We start from the raw sequence: 24221 nt of genomic DNA, 5'->3' as shown, positions 1-24221 counted from the left end.
TCTACCCCGTCCGGCGTCGAAATCATCGGTGAGCCCCGCCAGCACTTTTCACACAGGCCGTGTCCGCGTCGAAAATGTCCATGCGCGCTGCTCCGGCAGCGACTTCCTTGCGTCGCCGCGAGGATGCCCGGCGGGAGATCGCCCATTTGTGCGTCTCGTTCGAGCCGTCGTAGATACGGAACGGACGCACCTCGTTCATAAACGCTGCCAGCGGCAGGTTGTCGGTGACGCCATCACCGCCACAAAGCTGAATCGCACGGTCAATGACCCGAAAGATCGCCTCGGAACAGTGCACCTTGGCAATCGAGGACAAGGCAGATCCGGCCTTCGGATCGGTCTCCAGCAGTGCCGCGGTCTTGGTGATGATCGCATCGGATGTCTCGATGTCAATCACCGAAAGGGCGAGCATGTCCTGTGCGATGCCAAGCTCCGCCATCCGATGCCCGAAGATCTCACGTTCGTTTGTGCGGTCGAGCACAATGTCCAGCGAACGGCGAGCCAGTCCCAGCCAACGCATGCAGTGTGTGAGGCGCGCTGGCCCCAACCGTATCTGGGCGTAGCGGAAACCCTCGCCCGGGGCACCCAGTACGGCGTCATCGGTGACAAAGCAGTCCTCGAAGTGCACATGCGGGTGCCCTCCTGCGATGGCTCGGTCAATGGCTTGGATTTGCGCGCCAATCCTGACACCGGGATGATCCATGTCCACCAGCAGCATGGTCGCCCCAGCCGGCACACCGTCGCTGGCAGCGTTCTGCGCCATGACGATGACGAAGCCGGCCAGCTCCGCACCACTGATGAAGCGCTTGTGGCCGTTTATCAACCAACCACCCTTGACACGCACCGCCTCGGTCAGCAAGGCGGCCGGGTCGGATCCGGCCCCGGGGTGTGGCTCGGTCATGGCGAAACACGAACGTATCTCCCCTGCCGCGAGGGGCGCCAGGTAACGCCGCTTCTGCTCCTCAGTGGCGATGAGATTGAGCATGTGCATATTGCCCTCATCGGGCGCCATACAGTTCAGTACGCTCGCACCGATCGGCGAGTAGCCAGCTTCCTGGAAGATGGCCGACCAGTGCTCGATCGGCACGCCCTGACCACCGTATTCACGCGGAACATGTGGTGCGAAGACGCCAGCCTCCTTGGCGGCGGCCATCAGTGTGGCGCGCAGTTCTTCGCCGAGGCGGACGCCGGGGGCGGGCTCGGCGGGGACCACGACGGTGCGGATGAATGCGCGGGTACGCAGGCGCAGGTCCTCAAACTCTGCAGGCAGCTCGCTCACGCTGTGCCCCCGGCCGCGAGCAGTCCGCCGTCGAGGGTCAACGTCTGGCCCGTCACCCAGGAGGAGTCATGTGACGCGAAATAGGCGACGGCACCGGCGATGTCCTCAGGGGTGCCAAGGCGGCCGAGCGGGTAAGCAGCTTCCACATCCTTTTCCTTTCCTTCATACAGTGCGCGGGCAAACTGGGTCTTCACGACGGCCGGAGCAACAGCATTGATGCGAATGTCGGGACCAAGCTCGACGGCGAGTGTGCGTGTGAGGTGGATGATGGCGGCCTTCGTAATGCCGTACATTCCAATTCCTTCGGCGGGCGTGTAGCCGGTCACTGAAGCAATGTTAATTACCGAGCCTTTGCGCGCTGCGAAGTCTAGGCGTTCATGGCGGTACGCGCCTTGAATCCAAGCCAGTGTGCCGAGCACATTCACCTCGATCATTTTGCGGGCGCCATCCAGATCCAAACCCATCAAGGGCCCGTACACCGGGTTGATCCCCGCGTTGTTGACGAGGATGTCAAGCCCACCGAATTCGTCGGCTATGGTGCTCAGAACCTCGGCACGATGAACTGGGTCATCACTTTTGCCAGCCACGAAGATCACGCTTCCGGCGGGAAAGGACGCAGCGGCCGCGGCGAGAGGATCGGCCTTGCGGGCCGTAATGGCGACCCGGGCACCCTCGGCGACCAGCCGCTGGGCGATGGCGAGCCCGATTCCGCGGCTGGCGCCGGTAACCAGGGCGGTCTTGCCTGTCAGGCGGCGAGCATTGACTTCATTGTCATGATTCATGTGCATCCGTTATCCTCGGTACTGAGCGATCGTTCGGTAAACTCATTTTGGACGGGCACACCCAGCGTGTCAAGCACATGACGCATGACTGGATTTGATCCGGCAGACCTGGAGGGCAGCAATGGAGGTCGACACGGAGCCGATGGGCGAGATGGATTGGCGTAACTTTGAGCAGGACTCGTTGCCGCCGCTGCTGCGCTGCGCAGTAAAGACGTTTGTGGCACATGGTTACCACGGCACAAGCACCCGCACCCTTGCACGAGCCGCAGGGTTGTCATTGCCGGGGCTCTACTACCACTTCGCTTCAAAGCACGCGATCATCGTGGCCATCATGGACCTCGCCATGGATGATCTTTGGCGGCGGAGCCTGGCTGCGCATGCCGAGGCCGGCGACGACGTCGTGCTCCAATTGGGGCTGCACATCCAGTGCCTGGCCCTATTTCACGCTCACAGGAGGGAACTGGCGTTCCTCGCCTCGACCGAGCTGCGCAGCCTGGAGCCGGAGGCGCAGGCGCGAAGCATCGCCGCGCGAGACCGACAGGAGTACCTGCTCATCGACATTCTGCGGCTCGGGGCCACACGGGGCGCCTTCGATGTGGCCGACGCTTCCCAGCTTGCGCGTGCACTGATCACCATGTGCACCGGCATCTCGCAGTGGTTCAGCACGGCAGGTCCACTCTCCCCGGGTTCCATTGCCAACGACTACGTCCGGTACGCGCAACGACTTGTCGGGCTCGTTTAGCGCAGGATCTTTAGCGCTGGATCAACCCGCAGCCCTGCTCACTGCTGACATTGGTGGCGGAATTTTTCAAGTCGGTCGGTACCAGCGGGAGTTAGGCGGCTAGTTTTTCAGTGTTTCCTTGGGTTGGTTGATCCAGGCGGGCCCGGTTAGGTCAAGAATTTTAGGGTCGGGGTTTTGTTGAAGCGGTTGGGGTGTTTTCCCCGTGCTGCGGCGAGTGTTTCGGAGCGTTGCGCAGCGACTTCCCCGACCAGTCCACAGTGGCCGTTTGCTGGTGTGTGGAAGCTGATTCCTGAGTGTCGATGGTGGAAGTTGTACGAGCCGGCCCGGCAGCCTTGGCCGCCAGTGCGGTCGTGCCCGTGACGGCGCAGCCGGTTCGAACAGCCCGCCGGGCAAGGTATTTTCCCTGCCCGTAAGGCCGCCTCGTCCCGCTCGGTGCTGTTCACGATCATTATCGCGCCCGCTCCTGCTTCTCTGCCAAACACTCATGCCAATGACTATTGTTTACCATGGCCGCCGGTGGGAAGGGGCCACTTCGTGCGGAAACGGCAGCGGCCAAGAACGGGCAAGCCGGCGGCCACTGGCTGAACCAACAAAACCAGCTTGAGGACACCGTCTGGGATAACGCAGCGCTCCGGTCGGAACGGCGGGTCTCGCCGTCACGATGACGCCACCAACGAACCCTGGACCGCGGAGGCAGCATCGTCACCCACAATGACTAAAGTATCGCCATGCGATGCCCGGCCAACTCCTCATCCCCCACCGGTCACACCACCCGGACCCTGCTCTCTGCCCGGAGGGCAAGCCCTACTCATTGCTATCATTGCTATGGGTCGAGCCACGGCGGTCATTGTCAACCCCCGAATGCCTCCGGACTATTCAGACTCGTCCACGCCCGGCCGGCGACACCCGAACATGCGAAGAACACAGCTTGCCAGCCATCCGAGTTTCGAAAGTATTTTCATAAAAACTATTCTCAGGTTCTGCTTGCCTCTGATTAGCCATGGATGTACGTTGGGGAAATGGGAATCGTATTGGCACTTATCATTGTTGGAATCGTACTTCTCGTCCTCGGCATTGCAGTGAAGGCTGCAGCATTTCTACTTTGGATCGGAATCATCCTCTTGGTCGTAGGCGCTGTGATGGCAGTCCTGCGCCAGGTACGAAACAAGGTCTAGACGCACAATCTATCCGTTATTTGCCTAAGTCCCACTCTGAAATATCAGGGTGGGACTTAGGCGTCCTCAGCCAAAGATACGACGCCGGAAGATCCACAATTACTGGATGAGTATAGGACCAAAGCGATCAGCCCAGCGGCCATGAGTCGGTGCCTAGAGGAGGGGCCGGAGAGGAATCAGGACGGTTTCGCTGAACCGGGCAAGCGGCGAACGCTGCTGCCATTCCGCGATCGTCAGTTCCTCGCAGTTCCGGCTGTCGAATTCGAATATCTTCTGCATATCTGAGGCGAAACCTTCATCGTGAATTTCGAGATTGATTTCATAGTTCCCAGTTAGGCTCAGCCTATCGATATTGGCGCTGCCCACCGTTGACCAGCTCCCGTCTATGGTGGCCGTTTTGGCGTGAATCATCGCGTCACGGTAGAGGAGTATGGTCACCCCGTCCTCGAGTAGGGAGCGGTAAAACCCGCGGGAGAGCCAGTCGGAGAGGACGTGGTTTGAATCCCTAGGAAGAATAATGCGCACGTCAACGCCTCGCCTGCTGGCAGCCTGCAATGCCCGCAGGATTTGCTGGTCCGGGATGAAGTAGGCCATGGTGACATAAATGTGATGGGTGGCGCGGGTGATTGCGTCCAGGTAGACGCCGCGGATCGGGTAGACAAGGTTTGCCGGAATGTTGTTGACCGCACGGATCCGCGGTTCCCAAACCTCCGGTGTGGTGTGGGGAACTTCAGGTGTGGTTCCGGACGCGTTTTCGTTCCAGACGTTCACGAACGCCTGGCGCAGATCCCAGACGGACGGGCCCACCAGCCGCAGATGCGTGTCTCGCCATTCCGTGGCGTACAGGGACCCGATGTTGTAGCCGCCCACGAAACCAATCTGTCCATCCACGATCAGGAGCTTGCGGTGGTCCAGTCCGGTGCTGCGCAGGGTTTGAGTGAGCATCGAGGTGCGCAGCACGGGGAAGCGGTGGACGCGGATGTCCGGATGGAACTGGAAGAAAGAGGACGGCACAACCAGGTTCGCGAATCCGTCGTAAATGATGAAAACCTTGACGCCACGCCCAGCCGCATCGTTGATGGCGTTCTTGAACTGTTGACCGGTTTCATCATTTTTCCAGATGTAAGTTTCTATCAGGATGCAGTCTTTTGCTTCGTGGATAGCTTGGAGCATGTCACGGTACAGGTCCGCGCCAAAGGTGTAGGTCGTAATATCAGTATCAGCGACTGTCCTGTCAAAAATGCCCGGGTGAGGGAAGCCCTTGCGCTTGCTCCGACCCTTCTTTTTGACCATGTCTAGGACGACAAGGCCCCCGATCACTGCACCCTGAACTGCGGCGAACGCCAACAGCGAGCGGCCCACGGTCTTTCGGATGACGTCAACTACGGGCTCCGGCAACGATTCGTTCATTTGCAGAGTCTATAGCCCAAGTTGGACCATCATTGCGAATCCCCAAGGACACGCCTCAGCGGTTGTGCGCAACCGCGAGATACCGATGTTTCGCATCAGGTAACTACGGGTTTCGCAACGAATCGGCCGTATGTGGACAGCTGCCGTAAGGAGTCCTTGATAAACATGGCCCAGCGAAAGGCTTGGGAGTCCACCCAGAAAGGTTGCTCACGCTCATTCACGACGTCCGCTTTGATACCCAAAGAGTTGGCGGGCGGTGGAGTATTGAGGAAAGTGCACTCTCTGACAGCCTGTTGATAAAGCCTCCCGGTTGACCAACTGCAGCCATGACTTAAAGCCCGGGCGCAACCGCTGAAATTCACGGTGAGCGATTCCGACGTCCCCGAGCTGCCAAATGCCCCGGGGATTCCTTTAGCCGACAATCGAACTCGAGCCCCGGGAAATGTGGCGAACGCCACTTGCATTCTTACTTTATTCAAAGTATAAAGTAAGTATGTTACTTAAATCACAGCCCTCGGCTCCCACAGGACGAAATGCCCTGCGTCGGATCCGTGTTGGAGCAATCTTCAGCACTTTGCTGTCGTCAGGCCCCTTGGCTAGGACCGATTTGGCACAGTTGACCGGCTACAGCCCCTCAACTGTGACAGGCATTGTGCAGGACCTTAGTGATGCCGGCTACCTCCGGGAACTGGGCCAGCAGGAATCCACCGGAGGACGCCGCAGGACTTTGTTTGAGCTCAACCGCTCCTCCGTGACTGTGGCAGTCGTTGGATTTTCCGCTTCACGGGTCTGGTGCTCATTGGTCGACCTCGACGGCCTGCGGCTGGATTTCCAGGAACATGATTTTGATCCGACACACCCGGTGGAAAGCATTGCCACATCAGTCACCGAAGTGCATGGACGGGCTCAAATCCGACCTGTCCACATCGTCATTGCCCTCCCGGGTGTGGTGACCAGCGACGGTTCCCTTGCCTTGGCCCCTGCGTTTGGTCCGATGGCCCACCTCCGTCTGGCTGAAGAACTTGAGGCCAAAACGGGACTACCCACAACCGTGGAAAATGATGTCAACCTGATCGCTTTAGGTGAACGTTGCTCTGGCGCAGGAAACGGCGTGGATAACTTGGTGTTGATCCACGTGGATGACGGTATCGGTGCAACCATCATTGCCAACGGCGAGGTCCTCGAAGGGGCCAGCCGCTCTGCAGGGGAAATTGGTTTCCTGCCGCAAAGTCTGCAAGCCAAGCCGCAAGGGGAACACGGCGATTATGAAACCCGCTGGAACGCCCAGGGAATCCAAAAGCTGGGCGCCCAAAACGGTCTACGCTTGCCCAGCGAAGACGTCATTGGATCCCTGTGCCAATCTTCGCAACCACAAGCCGCCGAGCTACTTGCTGAAGTACTCCAAGCCTGGGCCTTTGCCGCCATCGTGTGCGTCTGCATCGTCAACCCCTCCCGTGTCATCTTTTCCGGTCACGCCGTGCACTTGGGCGAAACTGCCCGTGATGAACTGCGTGAAATGGTGCAGCGATCCGCACCCTCCTCCGCCGACGTCGTCTTCGCGGAACTTGGCAGTACCGGGATCCTGCACGGTGCCATTGCCAAAGTTCTGAAGGCACCTGAAACCTTGTTTACCGAAGCTGCGAGCTAATCAGAACACCACTTTTTTCATTTTCCAACCAACTACCTGACAAAAATCACTAGGAGATATCAATGACGAAAAATCCACTGCGATTCATGTTGCTTGCCGGCGGGCTCGCACTTAGCCTGGGCATGACAGGCTGCGGTCTCGACTCAACCTCAGCCTCCGGCGACGATGCCGGCTCCAAGGAATCTGGCTCACTGACTATCTACACCGCACGCGATAAAGGCCTAGCTACGGAAGTAGTGGCCGATTTTGAAAAAGCTAACCCTAAATATGCTGGCAAAGTGCAGCTACTAACCCTGGGCGCGCAGGAAGCCTTGGAGCGTGTCAAGGCCGAGAAAGCGAACCCGCAGGGCGATATCTGGTGGGGTGGCACTCAGCAGCAAATGCAGCAGGGCGCTACTGAAGGCGTCTTCTCCCCCGCGCCCCAGGATGTCATCGACGCTGTGCCCGCCGCGCAGCGTGACCCTAATGGTCTCTGGGTCGGTGAAATGAAACTTGCTGAAGTTATTTTCTACAACCATGACATGATGACCGCCGAGCAGGCGCCGAAGGACTGGGATGATCTGATCGCTCCAGAGATGAAGGACAAAATCGCTATCCGCGACGTCCTCGCCTCCGGAACCATGCGCAGCATTTATGCATCCATGATCGACAGGAAGTACGACGGCGCCGGAAGTGCGGAGGCAGGCTACGACTGGCTGCGTAAGCTTGATGCCAACACCAAGGTCTACGCCGCCAACCCCACCGATCTGTACCTGCGCATCACTCGTCAGGAGGCTGCGGCCACAGCCTGGAACCTTCAAGACATCATGTTGCAGATCGAAAAGCAGAAGGCTCCCTTCACTCCAGTGGTGCCCACTTCAGGTGCTCCGATGTTGATTGACGGCGTAGCCAAGATCAAGGGCGGCCCTTCCTCAGCCGGCGCGGATGCCTTCCTTACCTTCTTGGTTGGCCAGGACGAGCAGAGCAAGCTTGCCGAGAAGTACTTCCAAATCCCGACGATCTCCTTGGCATCTGAGCCCTCATGGTTGGCTGACCTGGACCTAAAGGAAATGGATGTGAACTGGGATCGTGTGAACAAGAACGAGCCCGAGTGGAGCAAGTACTGGGCAGAGAACATTAAGAACCAAGGCTAGTACCAGCTAACGCTAAGGGGCGGGACATCACGGCCCGCCCCTGTCAGTACCCGACCAGACCCCCTGTGGAGCACACCATGACACGCGTCTACCTCAACGGAATCACCAAAACGTACTCCGGAGCCAAGCCCTCAGTCTCCGACCTAACCCTCACCATCGAAGACGGAGAGCTTTTCACGCTTTTGGGACCGTCCGGATGCGGCAAGTCCACCACGTTGCGCATGGTTGCCGGCTTCATTCAGCCCACCAGTGGAAGTATCCACTTCGATGGCAAAGACGTCACCAACATGGCCCCCAATAAGCGGGACACGGGCATGGTGTTTCAAAACTACGCATTGTTTCCTCATATGACCGTCCGTGGCAACGTGGCCTACGGGTTGAATATGCGCAAGGTAACCAAACCGGATAAAAAGCGACGAATCGACCAAGCACTTGCTCAAGTAGGACTTGAAGAATTTGGCGACCGTCGCATCGATCGGCTCTCCGGCGGTCAACAACAGCGAGTTGCACTTGCTCGTGCACTCGTCATCAGCCCCAAAGCACTGCTTCTGGATGAGCCTCTGTCCAACTTGGACGCGAAGCTCCGTGAAGAAACTCGCGCAGAGATCAGATCCACCCAACAGGCCGCCGGCACCACGTGCTTGTACGTCACTCATGACCAAGCCGAAGCCATGGCTATGAGTGACAGGGTGGCCGTCCTGAACGAAGGAAAGCTCCACCAAGTTGCATCTCCCCGCGAGGTCTACAGCCAGCCAGCCACCTCATTCGTGGCGCGTTTCATTGGCCGCTCGAACGTGCTGCCCTGTACCGTGCTTGGCCACGAAAAAACCACCGTCAGTATCAAACTTGCTGACGGCACCATCTTGAACGCACCACGCATTGATGGCACGTATTCGGCCGGGGTTGTTGTTGGCGAGGAAGCGGCAGTTTCCCTCCGGCCTGAATCCATCCGCCTCAGTGTCATCGAAGGTCGAGAAGAACCCGGAAATTTCACCGGCAGAGTCCTCACCTCCGAATTCACTGGCGCAGTCAACGTGTATGAGATCGCATGGCAGGGCATGAAGATTGTGGTTTCCGCTCCAGATTCTTTCAATCGGGCAGAACCAGGGGATCTGGTGTCCATGCAGCCGGATCAAGATCGCGTATGGATGGTCCAACCATGACCGGTCCGACGGCGGTTCCCCGCCGGAGATCTTCCCTGACCTCGTCGGACCGTTTCGTTTATATCCTTGCGGCGCCGCTGGTTCTTGTGCTGTTGGTGTACATCGTGGTTCCCATGCTCGCAACGGCCACCACCAGCGCCGAGGGAGGCGGCAGCGCCTACGCAGGATTCCTTGAGGGAGCCTCCAAAAATGCGTTGATTCTCTCCATCACCATTTCACTGGTTTCGGTTCTGACCACTGGATTGCTAGGAACGGGACTGGCGGTTCTACTTTCACGATTCGACTTCCCTGGGCGGAAAGTTCTGCGTCTGTTTGCACTGCTGCCCATGGCGCTGCCGCCCCTCATCGGTGCCATCTCCTTCTACTTTCTGTATGCCGAAAGTGGCATCGTACCGCGTTTCCTTGCCCGCTATTTCGGCGTGGACGCAGCGGATTTTTCCGTCAACGGCATTTGGGGAGTGCTCCTAGTCCACACCATGACGATGTACCCCTACTTCTACCTCGCAGTCACCTCAGCTCTTGCCGGATCCGACGCCTCGATGGAGGAGGCCGCACTGAACTTGGGTGCCAGTCGTTTCCGCATGTGGCGCACTGTTTTGCTGCCCATGCTCACCCCGGCTTTAGTTTCTGGCGCGCTGTTGACGTTCATGGTCTCCATGGCTTCATTCACGGCTCCACAGTTCTACAACGTCCAGACGTTGACCATGCAGATCGTCGCTTCCCGCACCAGCGGCGCCTACGATGTTGCAGCCGCCCAAGCGGTAGCCCTCTCAGTGGTCTCTATTTTGTTCCTGTTGGCTATGCGCTGGTATGAAAATCGGCGTATCCACCGCGGTTCCTCCAAGGGAACACCGCAAACTGTTAAGGTCCTCCACGGCATGGTCCCGAAAGTAGCCGCCGGAGTTGGTTCCTTGCTATTGGTTTTATTCCTTATGGCTCCTGCGGCGACCATCGCCTTGTTGTCATTCACCGTTGATGGATCATGGACCATCCAGATCCTCCCGCCCGAATACACCCTCGAGAATTTCACCCGCCTCTTCACCGACCCGTCGACCTTGCGTCCCATCATGGTCAGCGCGCAGATGGCGTTCATAGCCATGCTCGGCTGTGTTGTTTTCGGTGTCCTTGCAGCATGGGTTGTCACTCGGTGGAAAGGCCCAGGCAAAGCCATGCTCGATATCATGGTCATGCTGCCCTGGGCCCTACCTGGCACCGTCATCGGTGTGAATATTGTGACAGCCTTCGCCACCCCTACTCCGTTTAACTTTGGCCAGGTGCTCATCGGCTCACTGTGGATCCTACCGGCGGCCTACTTCGTGAGGTTCCTGCCGCTCGTTTTCCGGTCTGCGAGCGCCTCACTGGCGCAAATTGACCCTTCTGTAGAAGAAGCCGCACGCAGTTTGGGCGCAGGGCCTTGGCAGGCATTGCGGACAGTAACTGTGCCACTGATGTCTAGGGGCATCATGGCTGGCGCGCTGATGGCCTTCATCCAAGGATTCGGGGAATATGTGGCCTCGGTAGTGATCTACCCGGCCCGCTACGCGCCACTATCAGTGGAGATCTACAACAGGATCTACTCCAATGAATTCGGCACAGCGGCCGCCTACGGAACCCTGCAAATGCTGCTCATTCTAATCGTCTTGATCATTTCCCAACGGCTGGAGACTCCGCGACGGATCAAGAAAGTACGCAATTTCAAGCCCATGGGCCCCTCCCTGTCAATGACGCCGGCCCTCTCCCCCGCACTCCAGCAAAACCAAGAAAACGGTGACACACATGAGCACGCCCCAGAACCAGCCAATGCCACGTCCAGAGCTTAAGGACCGCCCCGAACTGTCCATCTATTGGGACAACCACCTCAGAGTCGCTTTCGAGGAAGCTGCGCCGCACATCTACCCAGCTATGGTCGAGGCCAGCCTGGCGCACGTGTACATGCTCACGCACCAGAACATCTTGCCCCAGAGCCGGGGGAAGCTATTGCTGCAGGGTTTGTTGGCGCTATGGAAAAAGACCCAGGATGGTGAGCAGGAGTTTCACTTCGATGGCAGCGTCGAGGACCCGTACTACTTCCTTGAACAGCAATTGGCGCATGAATGTGGCATTCCCACGTCGGAACTTGATGTGCAGCTTGCGCGTAGCCGCAACGACCTCGACGCCGGGGTGTTCCGGATGGTGCTTCGCCGTCAGCTTCTGGAACAAACAGCATTGGTGATCCAATGTGCTGCCGACGCCGCCGCCCAGGCTGACGTGCATGCCGAAAGCCTCATCATCGGTTTCACCCACCGCCGTCCGGCTCAGCCCACCACCATCGGTCACGTGCTGGCAGGCCTGTCCGAGGCAATGCTCAGCCAAGCCACGGAAATGCTCAGCATCTACGCCGAACTGAACGTTTCCCCCTTGGGATCCGCAGCCTTCACCGGCACAGACTTGCCCATCGATTCCGATCTCGTAGGCAGACTGACGGGCTTCGATTCCAGCTTCACCTCCAGCTACGAGGCTGTGGCCGGTGCCGAACACTTCATGCGTTTGGCTGCTGTCCAGGCTCGGATTACAGCCACCGGAGCCCGCTTTTCTCGGGTACTTCTGGAATGGATGACATTCAAATGGGTTCAGACACCCACCCCTTACACACAGGGGTCATCGATCATGCCGCAGAAGAAAAACCCCGTGGTTTTGGAGCACATGGTGTCCATGGCGGGCGCTACTGCCGCTGATATGGCCGCAAGCTACGCCAACATCGGTTCGGCTTGGTATGAAGACTCGAACAATGCCACCACAGATGTGCAAAAGCACCTGTGGCGTGCCGGGGACCGTGTCGTTCGATTCATGCGTATGCTCGATGGCCTGTTGCTGGATCTGGAAATAGGGCAACTGCCGGATCCCGCAGAAATCGTGGCCCTGGGTACCACGACCACCGCCGTGGCTGAGGCTTTGGCTGCCCATGGCATCCCGTGGCGTGCAGCCCACGACATTGTGGGTCAGCTGGTGCGTCAGCATGCCCCCGCTGACTGGACCGGCGACGACGTCTGCGCAGCTTTCGAGAATGCCGGCCAGAAGGCAACAGCAGGGCTGGTGGAGATGACGCTCAGCGCCGGACAGCAGCCCGAGCTGATCCTGCAACGCCACCAGATCGGAAGCCCTGGTATTGCTGCCGTGCGCGAGAACGCCGCAGCATCGCAGGATCGTGCATCGGCACTAGGGCGGAAAGTTCGCGAACGCCTGACGTTGTTGGAGGAGACCCGAGACGGGCTGCTTCACACTGCCCGCGCCGCGGTCCAGGACGGTCACTGGTGAAGGCTGGAATTACCGTCGTCGGAAACACCAACCTCGACATTATCGTCGCAGACACCCGTGAGCTTCCAGCACCGGGAACTGAAACAGTTGTCCCCTCCATTAGCATCCGGTTAGGCGGCTCTGCAGGAAACCTTGCTGTGCGGTGCGCCGGGCTTGAACTAACAACGCAACTAGTTTCGCGGGTGGGCGACGATTCGTCCCTATTGATCTTGGAGGCGGAGCTTGACCGGCCCCGTCTGGAGTCGCACCTGTTGCGAACCGCTGGAACGGCGAGCGGAATGACCGTTGCAGTGGAAGCTCCCGGCCGAGACAGGGCCTTCCTATCCTCTTTGGGGCCCATGGCAGCCATGTGCCCCTCGGACATTACAGACCAAATGCTGGAATCGTCATTTCTCGCTTTGGCTGGCTATTTTCTCTTGCCGGGCATGCAGGGTCCTGCACTGTTAGAGCTGTTCCGGCGTGCGAAAGCCGCAGGGGCACAAACAGTGTTAGATACCGGATGGCCGCCACAAGGATGGACGGCGGAAACCCGCACGGAAGTGCTTCTGGCGATGAAGGAAGTAGATATTTTCCTCCCAAACGCCGATGAGCTTCACGGTTTGGCTGGACACGCCAATACTGAACGGGCGGCCCGCGAGCTTGCAATGTCCACAGACACCTTGGTTGTGGTGAAAATGGGGGCCCGGGGTGCCGGCGTGGCCACCCCGCTTGGGGAATGGTTTGAGCACAGGGCCGCGCCGGTACAGGTGATCGATTCAACGGGGGCAGGTGACGGGTTCAATGCCGCGTTCTTAGTCTCCTTGGATCGGGGTGCGGCTACGGCACACGCCTTGTCCGCCGCCGTCGAGTACGCCACCAAGATGGTCTCGACAGTTCCTGACGAACGGGCTGATGTAGCACTGTGTAGAATCCCTGCAGCGGCGGTGCAGCACTGAGATGGACAATGCAATGATAAATGGGCGCCCGACTGTTCAGGGCATATCGATCGTTGACTTCCACCTGCATTTTCGTATGCCCCACGATCCTCTCACTCGGGCATTGTCAGGTGGTCAATTCGGCACGGACTCGGCCACAGGCAGGGATGCTTGCGACGGGTTCGACGCCGGTCAGGCAAGCCGCGCGAAAGCCGTGGCACAGACGTCTGCGAAGTGGCGGCGCAGCTGGGATTTCGCCGATCCCGAACCCCTCTCCACCGACGCTGGTTGGGAAGCCGAAGCAGATCGGTGGAAGTCAGAGTTGGATACAAATGGAATTGAGTACGCGGCTTTTGTCACTGCTGGCGGAGACGAGTCCATGACTGCCTTGATGGAGCGTGGAGCGGGCAGATTCCTTGGCATGGCAGCCATGACCGATCCTTTTGCGCCGGGTGCCGCCAAGACATTCGAGGACGGCGTCGCCCAGGGTGGGCTACGCGGACTGAAGCTCTTTGCACCCTTGGCTTCCGCACGCATGGACGACGAGGCAGGCGATCCCGTCTGGGACGTTGCCGCCCGATATAAGGTTCCGGTGCTGATTCATTTCGGCCACTGTGGTTCGGCCGGCGGCATTGCCCACAACGCGTTCAGCAATCCAGCCTCGCTTGAGCGGACGGCCAAACGTTTTCCGGACGTCACATTTGTCATCCCCCACTTTGGCATTCAGCACGTTCAGGAAGTGCTTTTCCTAATGTGGGCATGCCCCAACGTCATTGTGGATACCTCTGGATCAAACCAATGGGTCAGATACATGGCCCAACAGCTCACCCTGGAGGATTTGTTTCGCCGTTTCTACGAAACCATGGGTCCGGAACGAATTGTCTTTGGATCGGACTCCTCCTGGTTCCCCAGAGGCTTCGCCCGCCGCTACCTGAGCGACCAGTTGAGAATTTGCTGGGAAATGGGCATGCCTGAGGAGGACGTCCAACAGATATTCGGTGGTAACGCGGCGAGCCTTCTCAAGATCGACAACTGGCGGCCAGCGGATACCAAGCCCCCTGGGTGTTGAGGTTTTTCGTACCGGCCTTGCTTGACTCCTGCACCTCTCGATTGGATAGTCGTGGAAAGGCTTTGACCATGCCTGACCCCTCCCCCAAGGGCTCCTCCCACCCAACCGCACTTCTAAAGGCTCACTCGCGGCAGGGCCCGCGACAGCCTTCGAACACCCAGCATGGGAGCAACAGCCTCAAGGGTGTTGTCCATGTTTTCACCCCGCCGGTGGTCCCTGATGCCGAGGGCAATAACGGCATCGCTGGCGATGAGCAGCAGCAATGAAGCTGCAACATCCAGCAAGACTCTGTTCATTGCCAAGCCCAAACAAAATGAAAGCGCGGCCACTGCGGGGATCACGACGGCCCAGATCTTTCATTCATGATTCCTTGGTGGTAATTGGCTTTTCTCAGCCAGCAGTTCAAGACCAGACACAGGCAAGGTATTCTGCCGGGATCCGATACCGCTCGTGGCTCCTTTGAGTGGTTTGAATGGCTCTCTTGTCTCCAGAGGTAGGCAGGGATACCCTCCTGAAACATAGCAAAGACGAGGGAAGTTGCCTCCCGTATGTACGTGGTGCCTCAATATGAACCGCCCCGGACCTCCGCACGATTAGCAGATTCCGTGAACGACACTTGGCCGCGTTGGGGAACGAGTTCCTGGAAGCCTTGCAATTGTGCCAAGCGGCCGGGATGGCGTCCGTGGGCAAGATCGCTTTGGATAGGACGAAGATCCGGGCGAACGCCTCACCACACGAGGCCATGTCATACGACCGACTCACTGCCAAGCAAAAGGTATTGGCTGAGGAGAAGTCGCGTAAGTGTAACGGTAGTTACATCAACTCGGGGGTGAGGCAGCTGCTCAGACGGCCGAGCGTAAGCCCACTTCGCAGCGGAACTCCGCCGACCCGCATGCGCGGATCATGAAGACCGCGGATGGTTCCTACCATTACTGCTACAACGGCCAAGCCGTTATAGCAGCTGACTACCAGGTCATCATCGCGACCACGTTGAACAGCAAACCCACCGATATCCGGCAGCTAATTCTCATGATCGAACACATTGTGGAAACGATAGGGACAATGCCCAAGATGTATAGTGCCGATACATGCCATTGTTCAGCAGCGAATCTTGAGCATGTGAAGGCTGTTGAAGCAGCCCATTCCACCGAGTTTCTTATCTCCACCCGACGCATGAAACTCAACACCTGATCCCGGAATCGCTTGGGGGGCAGGACCCGTCCAACTCGACCCTGGGCGAACGAATGGGCTGGAAGTTGAAAAAGAAGAAAGGCAACACAAATCTACGCCCGCCGCAAAGCCATCGTGGAACCAGTCTTCGAGCAAATAAGCACCCGCCAAGGCAACCATCTCCTGCCACGCGGGCTGGAGAAACAAGGACGAGAATGCGGCCTGCTTGCTGGCTGCCACAGCCTCCTCAAATTCCAGAAACTGGCTATCTATGTAACTGCCGTGATGTCTGGGGCTGCGCGTATTGTGTCGTTCATGATGGATTCGCCATTGGAGGGCCGGGATTTTCCTGGGTCGCTGCCCGAGCTGCGGGCCTGGTTCCGGTCGGACGCGGACTGTGTTGACTATCTGGACTGGCTGCGTTGGCCGGATGGGTTCGTTTGCCCATGGTGTGCGGACGTCGGCGATTGGGGTGTTGTGCCGGGCATGCATCGGTGTGCTGGCTGTGGACGCTGGGTTAGCGTTGGTGCGGGAACGGTATTCCACCGCACGCACACACCGTTGACCGTCTGGTTTGAAGCGGCGTGGCTGATGATGGCGTCGAAGCAGGGGGTGTCGGCGCTGACCCTGCAACGGGTGACGGAGCTTGGCAGCTACCAGAGTGCTTGGACGATGACGCATAAACTACGATCGGTGATGAGCCAGTCCGGGCGTGACAGTCTCAGTGGGCGGGTCGAAATGGATGAGACCTTCATCGGCGGGAGCAGCCCCGGCACCTTCGGACGCGGTGCGGCAGGCAAGACGCTCGTGGCCGGCACGATTGAGCGCCGGGGCGAAGGATTTGGCCGGGCCAGACTACAGATCATCGCCGATGCTTCATCGGCCAGCCGGTCCGATTTCATCCGAGCCCACGTGTCCCCGGGGCGACACTCATCACGGATGGGTGGCCCCCCTTACCCACGAGCAGCGGCCGCCATTGAGGTGCACAATGTCAAAGCCTCGAGCCAGCCCGCGCACCCGTCTCTGCCGGGGGTACACCTCTTGTTCTCGCTGACGAAACGGGTCCTTGAGGGCACCTACCAAGGCAGCGTGCTGCCCGAGCGTCTCCGGGGGTAGCTGGACGAGTTAGTGTTCCGCTTCAACCGACGTAACTCACACACGAGGGGCCTGCTGTTCTTCCGACTGCTCGAGTCAGCCGTAGCCGGCCCACCCACCACCTCTACGAATCTGGCCATCACCCACCGCAAGTCGACGGAAACCCCTGTCCCGCCGCCGACACCCCACGCGCTGCCACGCACCCTCGCCGGAACACCACCCGAACGTCCCTGGCGAGTCCCACGAACCGCATAATCACGGCAGTTACAGGGATAGCCAGTTTCCACAATTTCCACACCAGCACAGCGATCTAGCGAAATACAGAAACTAAGAAAAGACGAACTCATACCTCTATCCGAGGACACAGTCAGCATCTGAATTCATCGAGCGGAACGAGCCAGTATCCCGCGCTAATACCCGACAATGATCCAAGCAGAACCGGCAAATCCGCCGCAGAACAGCCCTATCTCCAAGCCAATACCGCCCCACAGACCTAGCTTTTCGCCGGCAGCGTGGTGGGCTTGTAGGTCGGACGCGTGGCCTCGAACGCGGTGATGGCCGGTTCGTCGCGCAGCGTCAGGCCAATGTCATCCAGGCCTTCCAGGATGCGCCAGCGGGTGTAGTCGTCAATCTGGAACGGGGCCACAACAGTGCCCGCCGTGACCATTTTGGCCACCAGGTCCACAGTGACCTCCGTCCCCGGAGCGTTCTCCAGGACTTTCCAGATCAGCTCAATGTCGTCCTGGGCCACCTCGGCGGCCACCAAGCCTTGTTTGCCCGAGTTGCCGCGGAAAATGTCGGCAAAGCGTGAGGAGAGCACGGCCTTGAAGCCGTAGTCTTTCAGCGCCCAAACAGCATGCTCGCGGGAGGAACCGGTTCCGAAGTCGGCGCCTGCCACCAGCACGGAGCCAGCGCTGTACGGCTCCTGGTTGAGGATGAATTCGGGGTTTTTGCGCCAGCTGGAGAACAGGGCGTCCTCGAAGCCGGTACGGGTGATCCGCTTGAGGTACACGGCCGGGATGATCTGGTCGGTATCAACGTTGCTTTGGCGCAGCGGGACACCAATACCGGTGTGGGTGGAGAACTTGTCCATGGTGTGAGCTCCTTACGCTACGGTCTGGGCGGATGTGGTCTCGACAGGCTCGACCACCGGCAAGAGGTCCGACGGCGAGCTGAGGGTGCCGCGAACAGCCGTGGCGGCTGCGACGACGGGTGAGACCAGGTGGGTGCGCCCGCCCTTGCCCTGGCGGCCTTCAAAGTTGCGGTTGGACGTCGAGGCGCAACGCTCCCCCGGTTCCAGTTGGTCAGGGTTCATACCCAGGCACATGGAGCAACCGGCAAAACGCCACTCGGCACCAAAGTCGACGAACACCTTGTCCAGGCCCTCGGCTTCGGCTTCCAGGCGGACGCGGGCGGATCCGGGCACCACCAGCATGCGGATGTTGGGGTCCTTTTCGCGGCCGCGGATGATGTCCGCGGCGGCGCGCAGGTCCTCGATGCGGGAGTTGGTGCAAGAGCCCAGGAAAACCGTGTCGACACGGATGTCCTTCATGGGGGTGCCTGCTTCGAGGTCCATGTAGGCCAGTGCCCGTTCGGCGGCGGCCTTGGCGTTTTCGTCGCCGAAGTCCTCCGGGAACGGAACGGCGTCGTTCAGGGAGACGCCCTGCCCCGGGTTGGTGCCCCAGGTGACGAAGGGCTCCAGGGTGTTTGCGTCTAGGAACACCTCGGCGTCGAATTCGGCGTCGTCCTCTGTTGTCAGGGACTTCCAGTACTCAACGGCATCATCCCAGTCCGCACCCACCGGTGCATGAGCGCGGCCCTTGAGGTAAGCAAAGGTGATCTCGTCCGGGGCGATCATCCCAGCACGGGCGCCCGCCTCGATGGACATGTTGCACACGGTCATGCGGGCGTCCATGGACAGTGCACGGATGGCCGATCCACGGTATTCGAGCACGTAGCCCTGGCCACCACCGGTGCCGATCTGGGCGATGATGGCCAAGATGACGTCCTTGGAGGTCACGCCGGGGCGCAGCGTGCCCTCGACGTTGATGGCCATGGTTTTGAACGGCTTCAGCGGCAGTGTCTGGGTGGCCATGACGTGCTCCACCTCGGAGGTGCCAATACCAAAAGCGAGGGCGCCCACTGCACCGTGCGTTGAAGTGTGCGAGTCTCCACAAACCACCGTCATACCCGGCTGGGTCAGGCCCAGCTGCGGGCCCACCACATGCACGATGCCCTGTTCGGCGTCGCCCAGCGAGTGCAGGCGCACACCGAATTCGGCACAATTGTTGCGCAGCGTCTGGATCTGGGTGCGGGAGGTAAGGTCCGCGATCGGCTTGAAGATGTCCAGCGTGGGGGTGTTGTGATCCTCCGTGGCAATGGTCAGATCCGGGCGGCGCAATGGCCGACCGGCCAGCCGCAAACCCTCGAAGGCCTGGGGCGAGCTGACTTCGTGCACGAGGTGAAGGTCAATATACAAAAGGTCCGGCTGTGCGGCATCGCCGTCACCCTCGCCCTGGCGGACGACGTGATCACGCCAAACTTTTTCAGCCAGCGTCTTCGCCATGACCGTCCTTTCACTGCTCTCAATGGGCGTATTTGTTATGCTGCGGAAGCCATCACTGGCAACAACAGGGGGTTCCGGCGCACAATGATTTACGCTCCTTCACCTGCCTTATTCGGATGCCTCTGCACGGTGAAGTGCCAGCCATTTCGATTCCAACACACCGTTGCTTTGGTGGTGACATTCAAATATTTGCCGGCCAACGGGCCGTGGCTAAGTCGTGGCGGGTACCCCCTCGCGAAACGAAGGATGCCGACGGGCGCCCGGTAAGTTGAGCGATCCGGTCCGAGACCTTCATGTACTTCGCAAGGTCAATCCCGGTTGCGATCCCAAGTCCGTCGCACAGGTGGATCAGATCCTCCAATGCCGCATTGCCCAAGACGGCGGGATCTCCAGGGAACCACATATCCCCCCCTAGCCCCCCGAAGGATCCCTCTAGCCAAGTGGCGCCAGCCATCATGGAAGCAAGAGCGTTGGCCGGAGCGAAGCCGTTGCGGTTGTGAAGATGCACACCCACGTCCAACTCGGCATAGTCCCGGCACACTTGTGCGACGCCATCGTACATTTCACCAGGATGTTCCTCACCTGAGGTAGCGGCGAGGTACACACCGCTGGCACCTGCATCAATGGCAGCTTCCACCACGCGGAGCCGCTCTTCCCTGCTGACAGGTCCACGGGCCGGCGCAAAGAATGCACAAGCGACGGCAACAACCAGACGCGTGCCGACGGACTGCGTCAATTCACCAATTTTAACCAAGTCCGCCAGGACCTCATCTATGCTCATACCTTGGTTGCGCATGCTGACCTGGTTGTCTGCTGAGACGACGACGACGAGCTCGTCTAATCCGCATTCCGCAGCACGCTGTGCGCCGCGGAGATTGGGAGCCAACCCCCTGTACACAACGCCGGGGGGACGCGGTACCGCAGCCATGACTTCACTAGCATCCGCTAGTTGTGGCAATACTCTGGGATGGGCAAAAGAGACGGCCTCTATCTCCCTCACTCCAGCATCGATCAGCATATGAACCAGTTCCACCTTGTCCCCGGTGGGCACTGGCTCAACAACCGATTGGAGTCCGTCGCGCAGACCAACTTCAACCAGCCGAATGGAAGACGGCAGCTGTGGAAGGCTCATGCAAGGCCCCTAGCTCGCAGTGTCGACAAATCAGAATCCGTGATCCCGATCCCGGAGAGAACCTCCGCGGTGTGCTGCCCCAATGCCGGGCCCGGCCACCGGACGGTGCCCGCGGTACGGCTTAGCTTCGGGAAGACGTTTTGCATTGAGACAGGACCCAAGACGGGGTGGTCCACGGAAATGATGGATTCTCGAGCCAAATACTGTGGATCGGTGAGCATGTCCACAGGCCGGAAGATCTTACCTGCAGGGACTCCATGCTTCTCCAACAAGACTTCTAGGTCCTGGGCCAGCTGCGTGGATGTAAATTCACCGATGATCCCGTCCAGTTCCTCCTGACGTTCTCCGCGGGCACCGTGCGTTGCATAGCGCGGATCGGCGGCCAGTTCAGGCTGGTTGATAGCAACAGCCAGCCTCCCGAACACCGTATCTTGGTTGGCGGCGATGAGCACCCATTTGCCGTCTTTGGTGGGGTAGACGTTGCTGGGGGCGACGTTGGGGAGAATTGCGCCGGTGCGTTCCCGCTGGTACCCGGATACTTGCCATTCCGGCACCAGTGATTCCATCACTCCAAGAACGGACTCATAAATGGAGGAGTCCACGATCTGGCCCCGCCCGCTGGACCCACGTTCGCGGACGGCCGCCAACGCCCCTATCGTCGCGAACAGTGCCGCGAGGGTGTCCCCGATTGAGATTCCAACGCGCGATGGCGGCATCGAAGGATCACCCACCACATACCTGAGGCCACCCATGGCCTCGCCGATGGCGCCGTACCCCGCTCGCTGGGAGTAGGGGCCATCCTGACCGAACCCGGAAACTCTCACCATTATGAGTTTCGGATTCAATTTCGCCAGAGCCTCGTAGCTCATGCCCCACCGCTCCATGGTGCCTGGACGGAAGTTCTCGATAAGAACGTCGGCCGTGGATAGCAGCTTTCGTGCAATATCCTGCGCCTCGGGTTCACGCAGGTTCAAGGTAACTGAACGTTTGTTGCGTCCCACGATCGACCACCAGAGGGACTGGCCCTCAGGTAGTTGCCGGCCCCATTGCCGAAGCGGATCGCCCTTGGTCGGATCTTCAATTTTGACAACATCCGCTCCCATGTCGCCGAGCATTTGCCCGCAGAAGGGCCCTGCAAGCAACTGGCCCATCTCGATAACGCGGAGGCCCGACAGTGGTCCTGAGTCAGATTTCGCTTCAATGGTGGTGGTCATGGCAGCCCTCCCGGGAAACGGCTTTGGTGATGGGGAAGTTGTTCAACGGTTGAATGTGAACAGCAAAGATGTATACAACTTTGCAGGATTATGGTCGCTAGTCAAGTAAATCCTTAATATTTCGGCAAAATAGTATGCAATCGGGTTGACAGTTGATCTTTATGACTTTACCCTGAACTTGAGTTATGTGAGCTGCGTTACAGCAGTCCACTGCGGATTTTTCCAACGGGACACCGGACCTGAGGAAGTGGTTCGCACAGTCGGCCCTGCATGGCATGGGCGTCGTTTTGCATTACAGCCCAGCTCAGCGGCGCACCAGCGCGCAGCATTGAGCAGAGACAGATATAGAGGAGAACTGATGGCATTTCGACTAGGTGTAGATGTCGGCGGCACCTTTACAGACATTCTGCTAATCAACGAGGAGACTGGGGAAACTCACCGCTTCAAAACCTCATCCACGCCCGAGGATCAATCCATAGGCGTCCTTCACGGCATTGAACAGGTCTGCGCCGCCGCCAACATTCCACTATCCTACGTGCGTGAAGTCCTCCATGGTACAACCGTGGCCACCAACGCCATCCTAGAGAAAAAAGGGGCCCGCGTTGGTCTGGTAACCACCAAGGGATTCCGTCAGGTGCTGCAAATCGCTCGATCGTTTGTTCCCGGCGGACTGGCCGGATGGATCATTTGGCCCAAGCCTGAGCCGCTGGCCGACCTCGAAGACACCGTTGAGGTCATTGAACGAGTGAGCACCAACGGCGAAGTCCTCACTCCCCTCAACGAAGAGGACGTCAGGACTCAGCTCCGCAAGCTCAAGAAGAAAGGCATCGAGGCGCTCAGCATCAGCCTGATCAACTCCTACGCTTATGGGGACCACGAGGCGCGCATTGCCCAGATCGCCGCTGAAGAACTCCCCGGGATCCCCGTCTCGCGCTCCTCCGTGGTTCTTCCCGAACTCCGTGAGTACGAACGCACCATCACCACCGTCGCGAACGCTTATGTTCAAGGTCAGGTATCCCGTTATGTCGGCAATCTCGAGAACAAGCTCGGTGAGGCCGGGATCGATGCCCAGTTGTCCATCCTGCGCAGCGACGGAGGCTTGGTCTCCGGGAAAGTAGCCGCGAACAATCCTGTGTCCTTGTTGCTTTCCGGACCCGCCGGCGGCGTGACCGGTGCCGTCTGGGCCGCCGAACAAGCGGGATTCTCCGACTTGTTGACTTTTGACATGGGAGGCACGTCCACTGACGTGGCACTTGTCCAGAATTTGACACCGCGAATCGGGCGCGAAACCACTGTCGGTGACCTCACAGTGCGCGCCACCTCGGTAGATGTTAGAACAGTGGGTGCCGGTGGCGGTTCCATAGCGCATGTTCCCCCGCTGACCCAGGCCCTGCGAGTGGGGCCCCAATCAGCCGGTGCCTCACCCGGGCCTGCTTCCTACGACCGCGGCGGGATGGAACCAACCGTTACAGACGCGAACGTGGTCCTTGGCTATCTGTTGCCCCAACTAGCGGGTGGAGAAATTGGCCTAGACGTTGAGGCTGCCGGAACTGCCGTGAAGACCATCGCCGAAGCGATCGGACTGGACGGGATTGAGGGTGCCGCAGAAGGCATCCTGCACATCGTCAACGAGAACATTTACGGCGCGCTTAAACTGGTATCGACGCAACAGGGATTTGATCCACGCGACTTCGCCTTGGTGGCGTTCGGAGGGGCGGGGCCACTGCACGCCAATGCTCTCGGGAAGCTGACTGGCGCCTGGCCGGTCATCATCCCGCCGTCACCGGGCGTCCTGTGCGCCTACGGGGACGCGACCACTAGCCTGCGTGATGAATCCGCCCGAACCCTGGTCCAGCGATTTAGCGAACTCAGCGACCAACTGGTCTATGACATCCTCAAAGAACTCGAAAGGACTGCCCGGGAATCGCTTCTGGCCGCCGGTCTGGACGAGAACGACTTGACCGTTAGCTATTCGGCGGACATGAGGTATCACGGTCAAGGATTCGAAATCCCCATCACCATGGATATAAGCACCTTCCTTAGCGGAGATGGCCTGAACCATCTCCGCACCCAGTTTGATACTGAGCACGAGCGCCTCTTCGCCTTTTTGCTGGACAATGAGCACGAGTTTGTCACCGCCCGCGCTACTGTCAGCGGCCCACGGCCAGAAGTAGCCTCAGTAACACTCGAGGCAGGCGGCACCGATCCGTCCCCGGCGAAATTGAGCAAGCACACATTGTTCGTCGATGGGAACTATGTTCCGGCCGTCATTTACGATCGGGGTCTACTGAAGGCAGGGAACGTGGTTAACGGGCCCGCAGTCATCACCGAAATGGACTCCACTACCCTGGTGTTGCCAGGTCATGCAGCGACAGTTCACCCGCACGGCAGCCTGCTCATCCGTCCCACTGAAGACTCCGAAACCACAAAGGACTGAC

19 protein-coding genes are annotated in these 24221 nt (G+C 59.2%); 11 read left to right on the top strand and 8 right to left on the bottom strand.

The features are described from left to right. Nucleotides 1-22: 22 nt before the first annotated feature. Both AOC05_RS01125 and AOC05_RS01120 read right to left on the bottom strand, forming a co-directional pair. Nucleotides 23-1276, bottom strand: a complete 1254-nt coding sequence (locus AOC05_RS01125; RefSeq protein ID WP_157374866.1) for an acyl-CoA dehydrogenase family protein — start codon at nt 1274-1276, stop codon at nt 23-25. Beyond that, entirely contained in the window at nt 1273-2058 is a 786-nt protein-coding gene (locus AOC05_RS01120; protein ID WP_062009178.1) for an SDR family oxidoreductase, read from the bottom strand. The genes AOC05_RS01125 and AOC05_RS01120 overlap by 4 nt, the downstream gene beginning before the upstream one ends. 121 nt (nt 2059-2179) lie before the next feature. Here AOC05_RS01120 and AOC05_RS01115 point away from each other — a divergent pair, with 121 nt between their 5' ends. Next, a complete protein-coding gene (locus AOC05_RS01115; RefSeq protein ID WP_062004940.1) occupies nt 2180-2800 on the top strand; it encodes a TetR/AcrR family transcriptional regulator in 621 nt (206 codons plus the stop codon). A 1328-nt stretch (nt 2801-4128) separates the two neighbouring features. On the opposite strand, the gene AOC05_RS01110 is transcribed toward AOC05_RS01115, so the two are convergent. Further along, on the bottom strand, nt 4129-5385 hold the full coding sequence (locus tag AOC05_RS01110; protein WP_062004938.1) for a phospholipase D-like domain-containing protein: 1257 nt from the start codon (nt 5383-5385) through the stop codon (nt 4129-4131). Between the two features lie 607 nt (nt 5386-5992). Between AOC05_RS01110 and AOC05_RS01105 the strand changes: the two genes are divergently transcribed. The 7 genes from AOC05_RS01105 to AOC05_RS01075 all read left to right on the top strand — a co-directional run bounded on the left by AOC05_RS01105 (nt 5993) and on the right by AOC05_RS01075 (nt 14606). Continuing rightward, entirely contained in the window at nt 5993-7033 is a 1041-nt protein-coding gene (locus AOC05_RS01105; protein ID WP_062004935.1) for an ROK family protein, read from the top strand. Nucleotides 7034-7095: 62 nt separating this feature from the next. Continuing rightward, the gene (locus AOC05_RS01100) at nt 7096-8166 is read left to right on the top strand and encodes an ABC transporter substrate-binding protein (protein WP_062004933.1); all 1071 of its coding nucleotides are present in this window, start codon (nt 7096-7098) and stop codon (nt 8164-8166) included. A gap of 77 nt (nt 8167-8243) precedes the next feature. After that, on the top strand, nt 8244-9329 hold the full coding sequence (locus AOC05_RS01095) for an ABC transporter ATP-binding protein (RefSeq protein ID WP_062004931.1): 1086 nt from the start codon (nt 8244-8246) through the stop codon (nt 9327-9329). Beyond that, nucleotides 9326-11149, top strand: coding sequence for an ABC transporter permease (locus AOC05_RS01090; RefSeq protein WP_082357662.1), 1824 nt, complete (start codon nt 9326-9328; stop codon nt 11147-11149). The genes AOC05_RS01095 and AOC05_RS01090 overlap by 4 nt, the downstream gene beginning before the upstream one ends. Next, entirely contained in the window at nt 11106-12623 is a 1518-nt protein-coding gene (locus AOC05_RS01085) for a lyase family protein (protein WP_197277875.1), read from the top strand. The genes AOC05_RS01090 and AOC05_RS01085 overlap by 44 nt, the downstream gene beginning before the upstream one ends. After that, nucleotides 12620-13558 carry a carbohydrate kinase family protein gene (locus AOC05_RS01080; protein ID WP_062004929.1) on the top strand — a complete coding sequence of 313 codons (939 nt, stop codon included), beginning with the start codon at nt 12620-12622 and terminating at the stop codon, nt 13556-13558. Before AOC05_RS01085 ends, AOC05_RS01080 begins: the two co-directional genes overlap by 4 nt. Nucleotide 13559: 1 nt before the next feature. Beyond that, entirely contained in the window at nt 13560-14606 is a 1047-nt protein-coding gene (locus AOC05_RS01075; protein ID WP_315899742.1) for an amidohydrolase family protein, read from the top strand. A gap of 113 nt (nt 14607-14719) precedes the next feature. Here AOC05_RS01075 and AOC05_RS01070 read toward each other — a convergent pair whose 3' ends face one another. Then, entirely contained in the window at nt 14720-14902 is a 183-nt protein-coding gene (locus tag AOC05_RS01070) for a hypothetical protein (RefSeq protein ID WP_154605010.1), read from the bottom strand. A gap of 607 nt (nt 14903-15509) precedes the next feature. Between AOC05_RS01070 and AOC05_RS01060 the strand changes: the two genes are divergently transcribed. Together AOC05_RS01060 and AOC05_RS01055 are read left to right on the top strand one after the other, a co-directional pair. Beyond that, a complete protein-coding gene (locus AOC05_RS01060; protein WP_062004922.1) occupies nt 15510-15797 on the top strand; it encodes a hypothetical protein in 288 nt (95 codons plus the stop codon). Between the two features lie 294 nt (nt 15798-16091). After that, a complete protein-coding gene (locus tag AOC05_RS01055; protein WP_231687159.1) occupies nt 16092-16892 on the top strand; it encodes an IS1595 family transposase in 801 nt (266 codons plus the stop codon). 472 nt (nt 16893-17364) lie between these two features. On the opposite strand, the gene leuD is transcribed toward AOC05_RS01055, so the two are convergent. The 4 genes from leuD to AOC05_RS01035 all read right to left on the bottom strand — a co-directional run bounded on the left by leuD (nt 17365) and on the right by AOC05_RS01035 (nt 21783). After that, nucleotides 17365-17964 (bottom strand): 3-isopropylmalate dehydratase small subunit, encoded by a 600-nt coding sequence (gene leuD / locus AOC05_RS01050; protein WP_062004918.1) that lies wholly within the window; start codon nt 17962-17964, stop codon nt 17365-17367. A gap of 12 nt (nt 17965-17976) precedes the next feature. Beyond that, entirely contained in the window at nt 17977-19437 is a 1461-nt protein-coding gene (leuC, locus tag AOC05_RS01045; RefSeq protein WP_062004916.1) for a 3-isopropylmalate dehydratase large subunit, read from the bottom strand. Nucleotides 19438-19618: 181 nt separating this feature from the next. After that, a complete protein-coding gene (locus tag AOC05_RS01040) occupies nt 19619-20569 on the bottom strand; it encodes a hydroxymethylglutaryl-CoA lyase (RefSeq protein WP_062004915.1) in 951 nt (316 codons plus the stop codon). Further along, a complete protein-coding gene (locus AOC05_RS01035) occupies nt 20566-21783 on the bottom strand; it encodes a CaiB/BaiF CoA transferase family protein (protein WP_062004913.1) in 1218 nt (405 codons plus the stop codon). Before AOC05_RS01035 ends, AOC05_RS01040 begins: the two co-directional genes overlap by 4 nt. Before the next feature lie 358 nt (nt 21784-22141). Here AOC05_RS01035 and AOC05_RS01030 point away from each other — a divergent pair, with 358 nt between their 5' ends. After that, nucleotides 22142-24220, top strand: a complete 2079-nt coding sequence (locus AOC05_RS01030) for a hydantoinase/oxoprolinase family protein (RefSeq protein WP_062004910.1) — start codon at nt 22142-22144, stop codon at nt 24218-24220. Nucleotide 24221: the final 1 nt, after the last annotated feature.

Source organism: Arthrobacter alpinus, from assembly GCF_001294625.1.
GTDB classification, from domain to species: domain Bacteria; phylum Actinomycetota; class Actinomycetes; order Actinomycetales; family Micrococcaceae; genus Specibacter; species Specibacter alpinus_A.
This window is presented reverse-complemented; position numbering and strand designations above follow the sequence as displayed.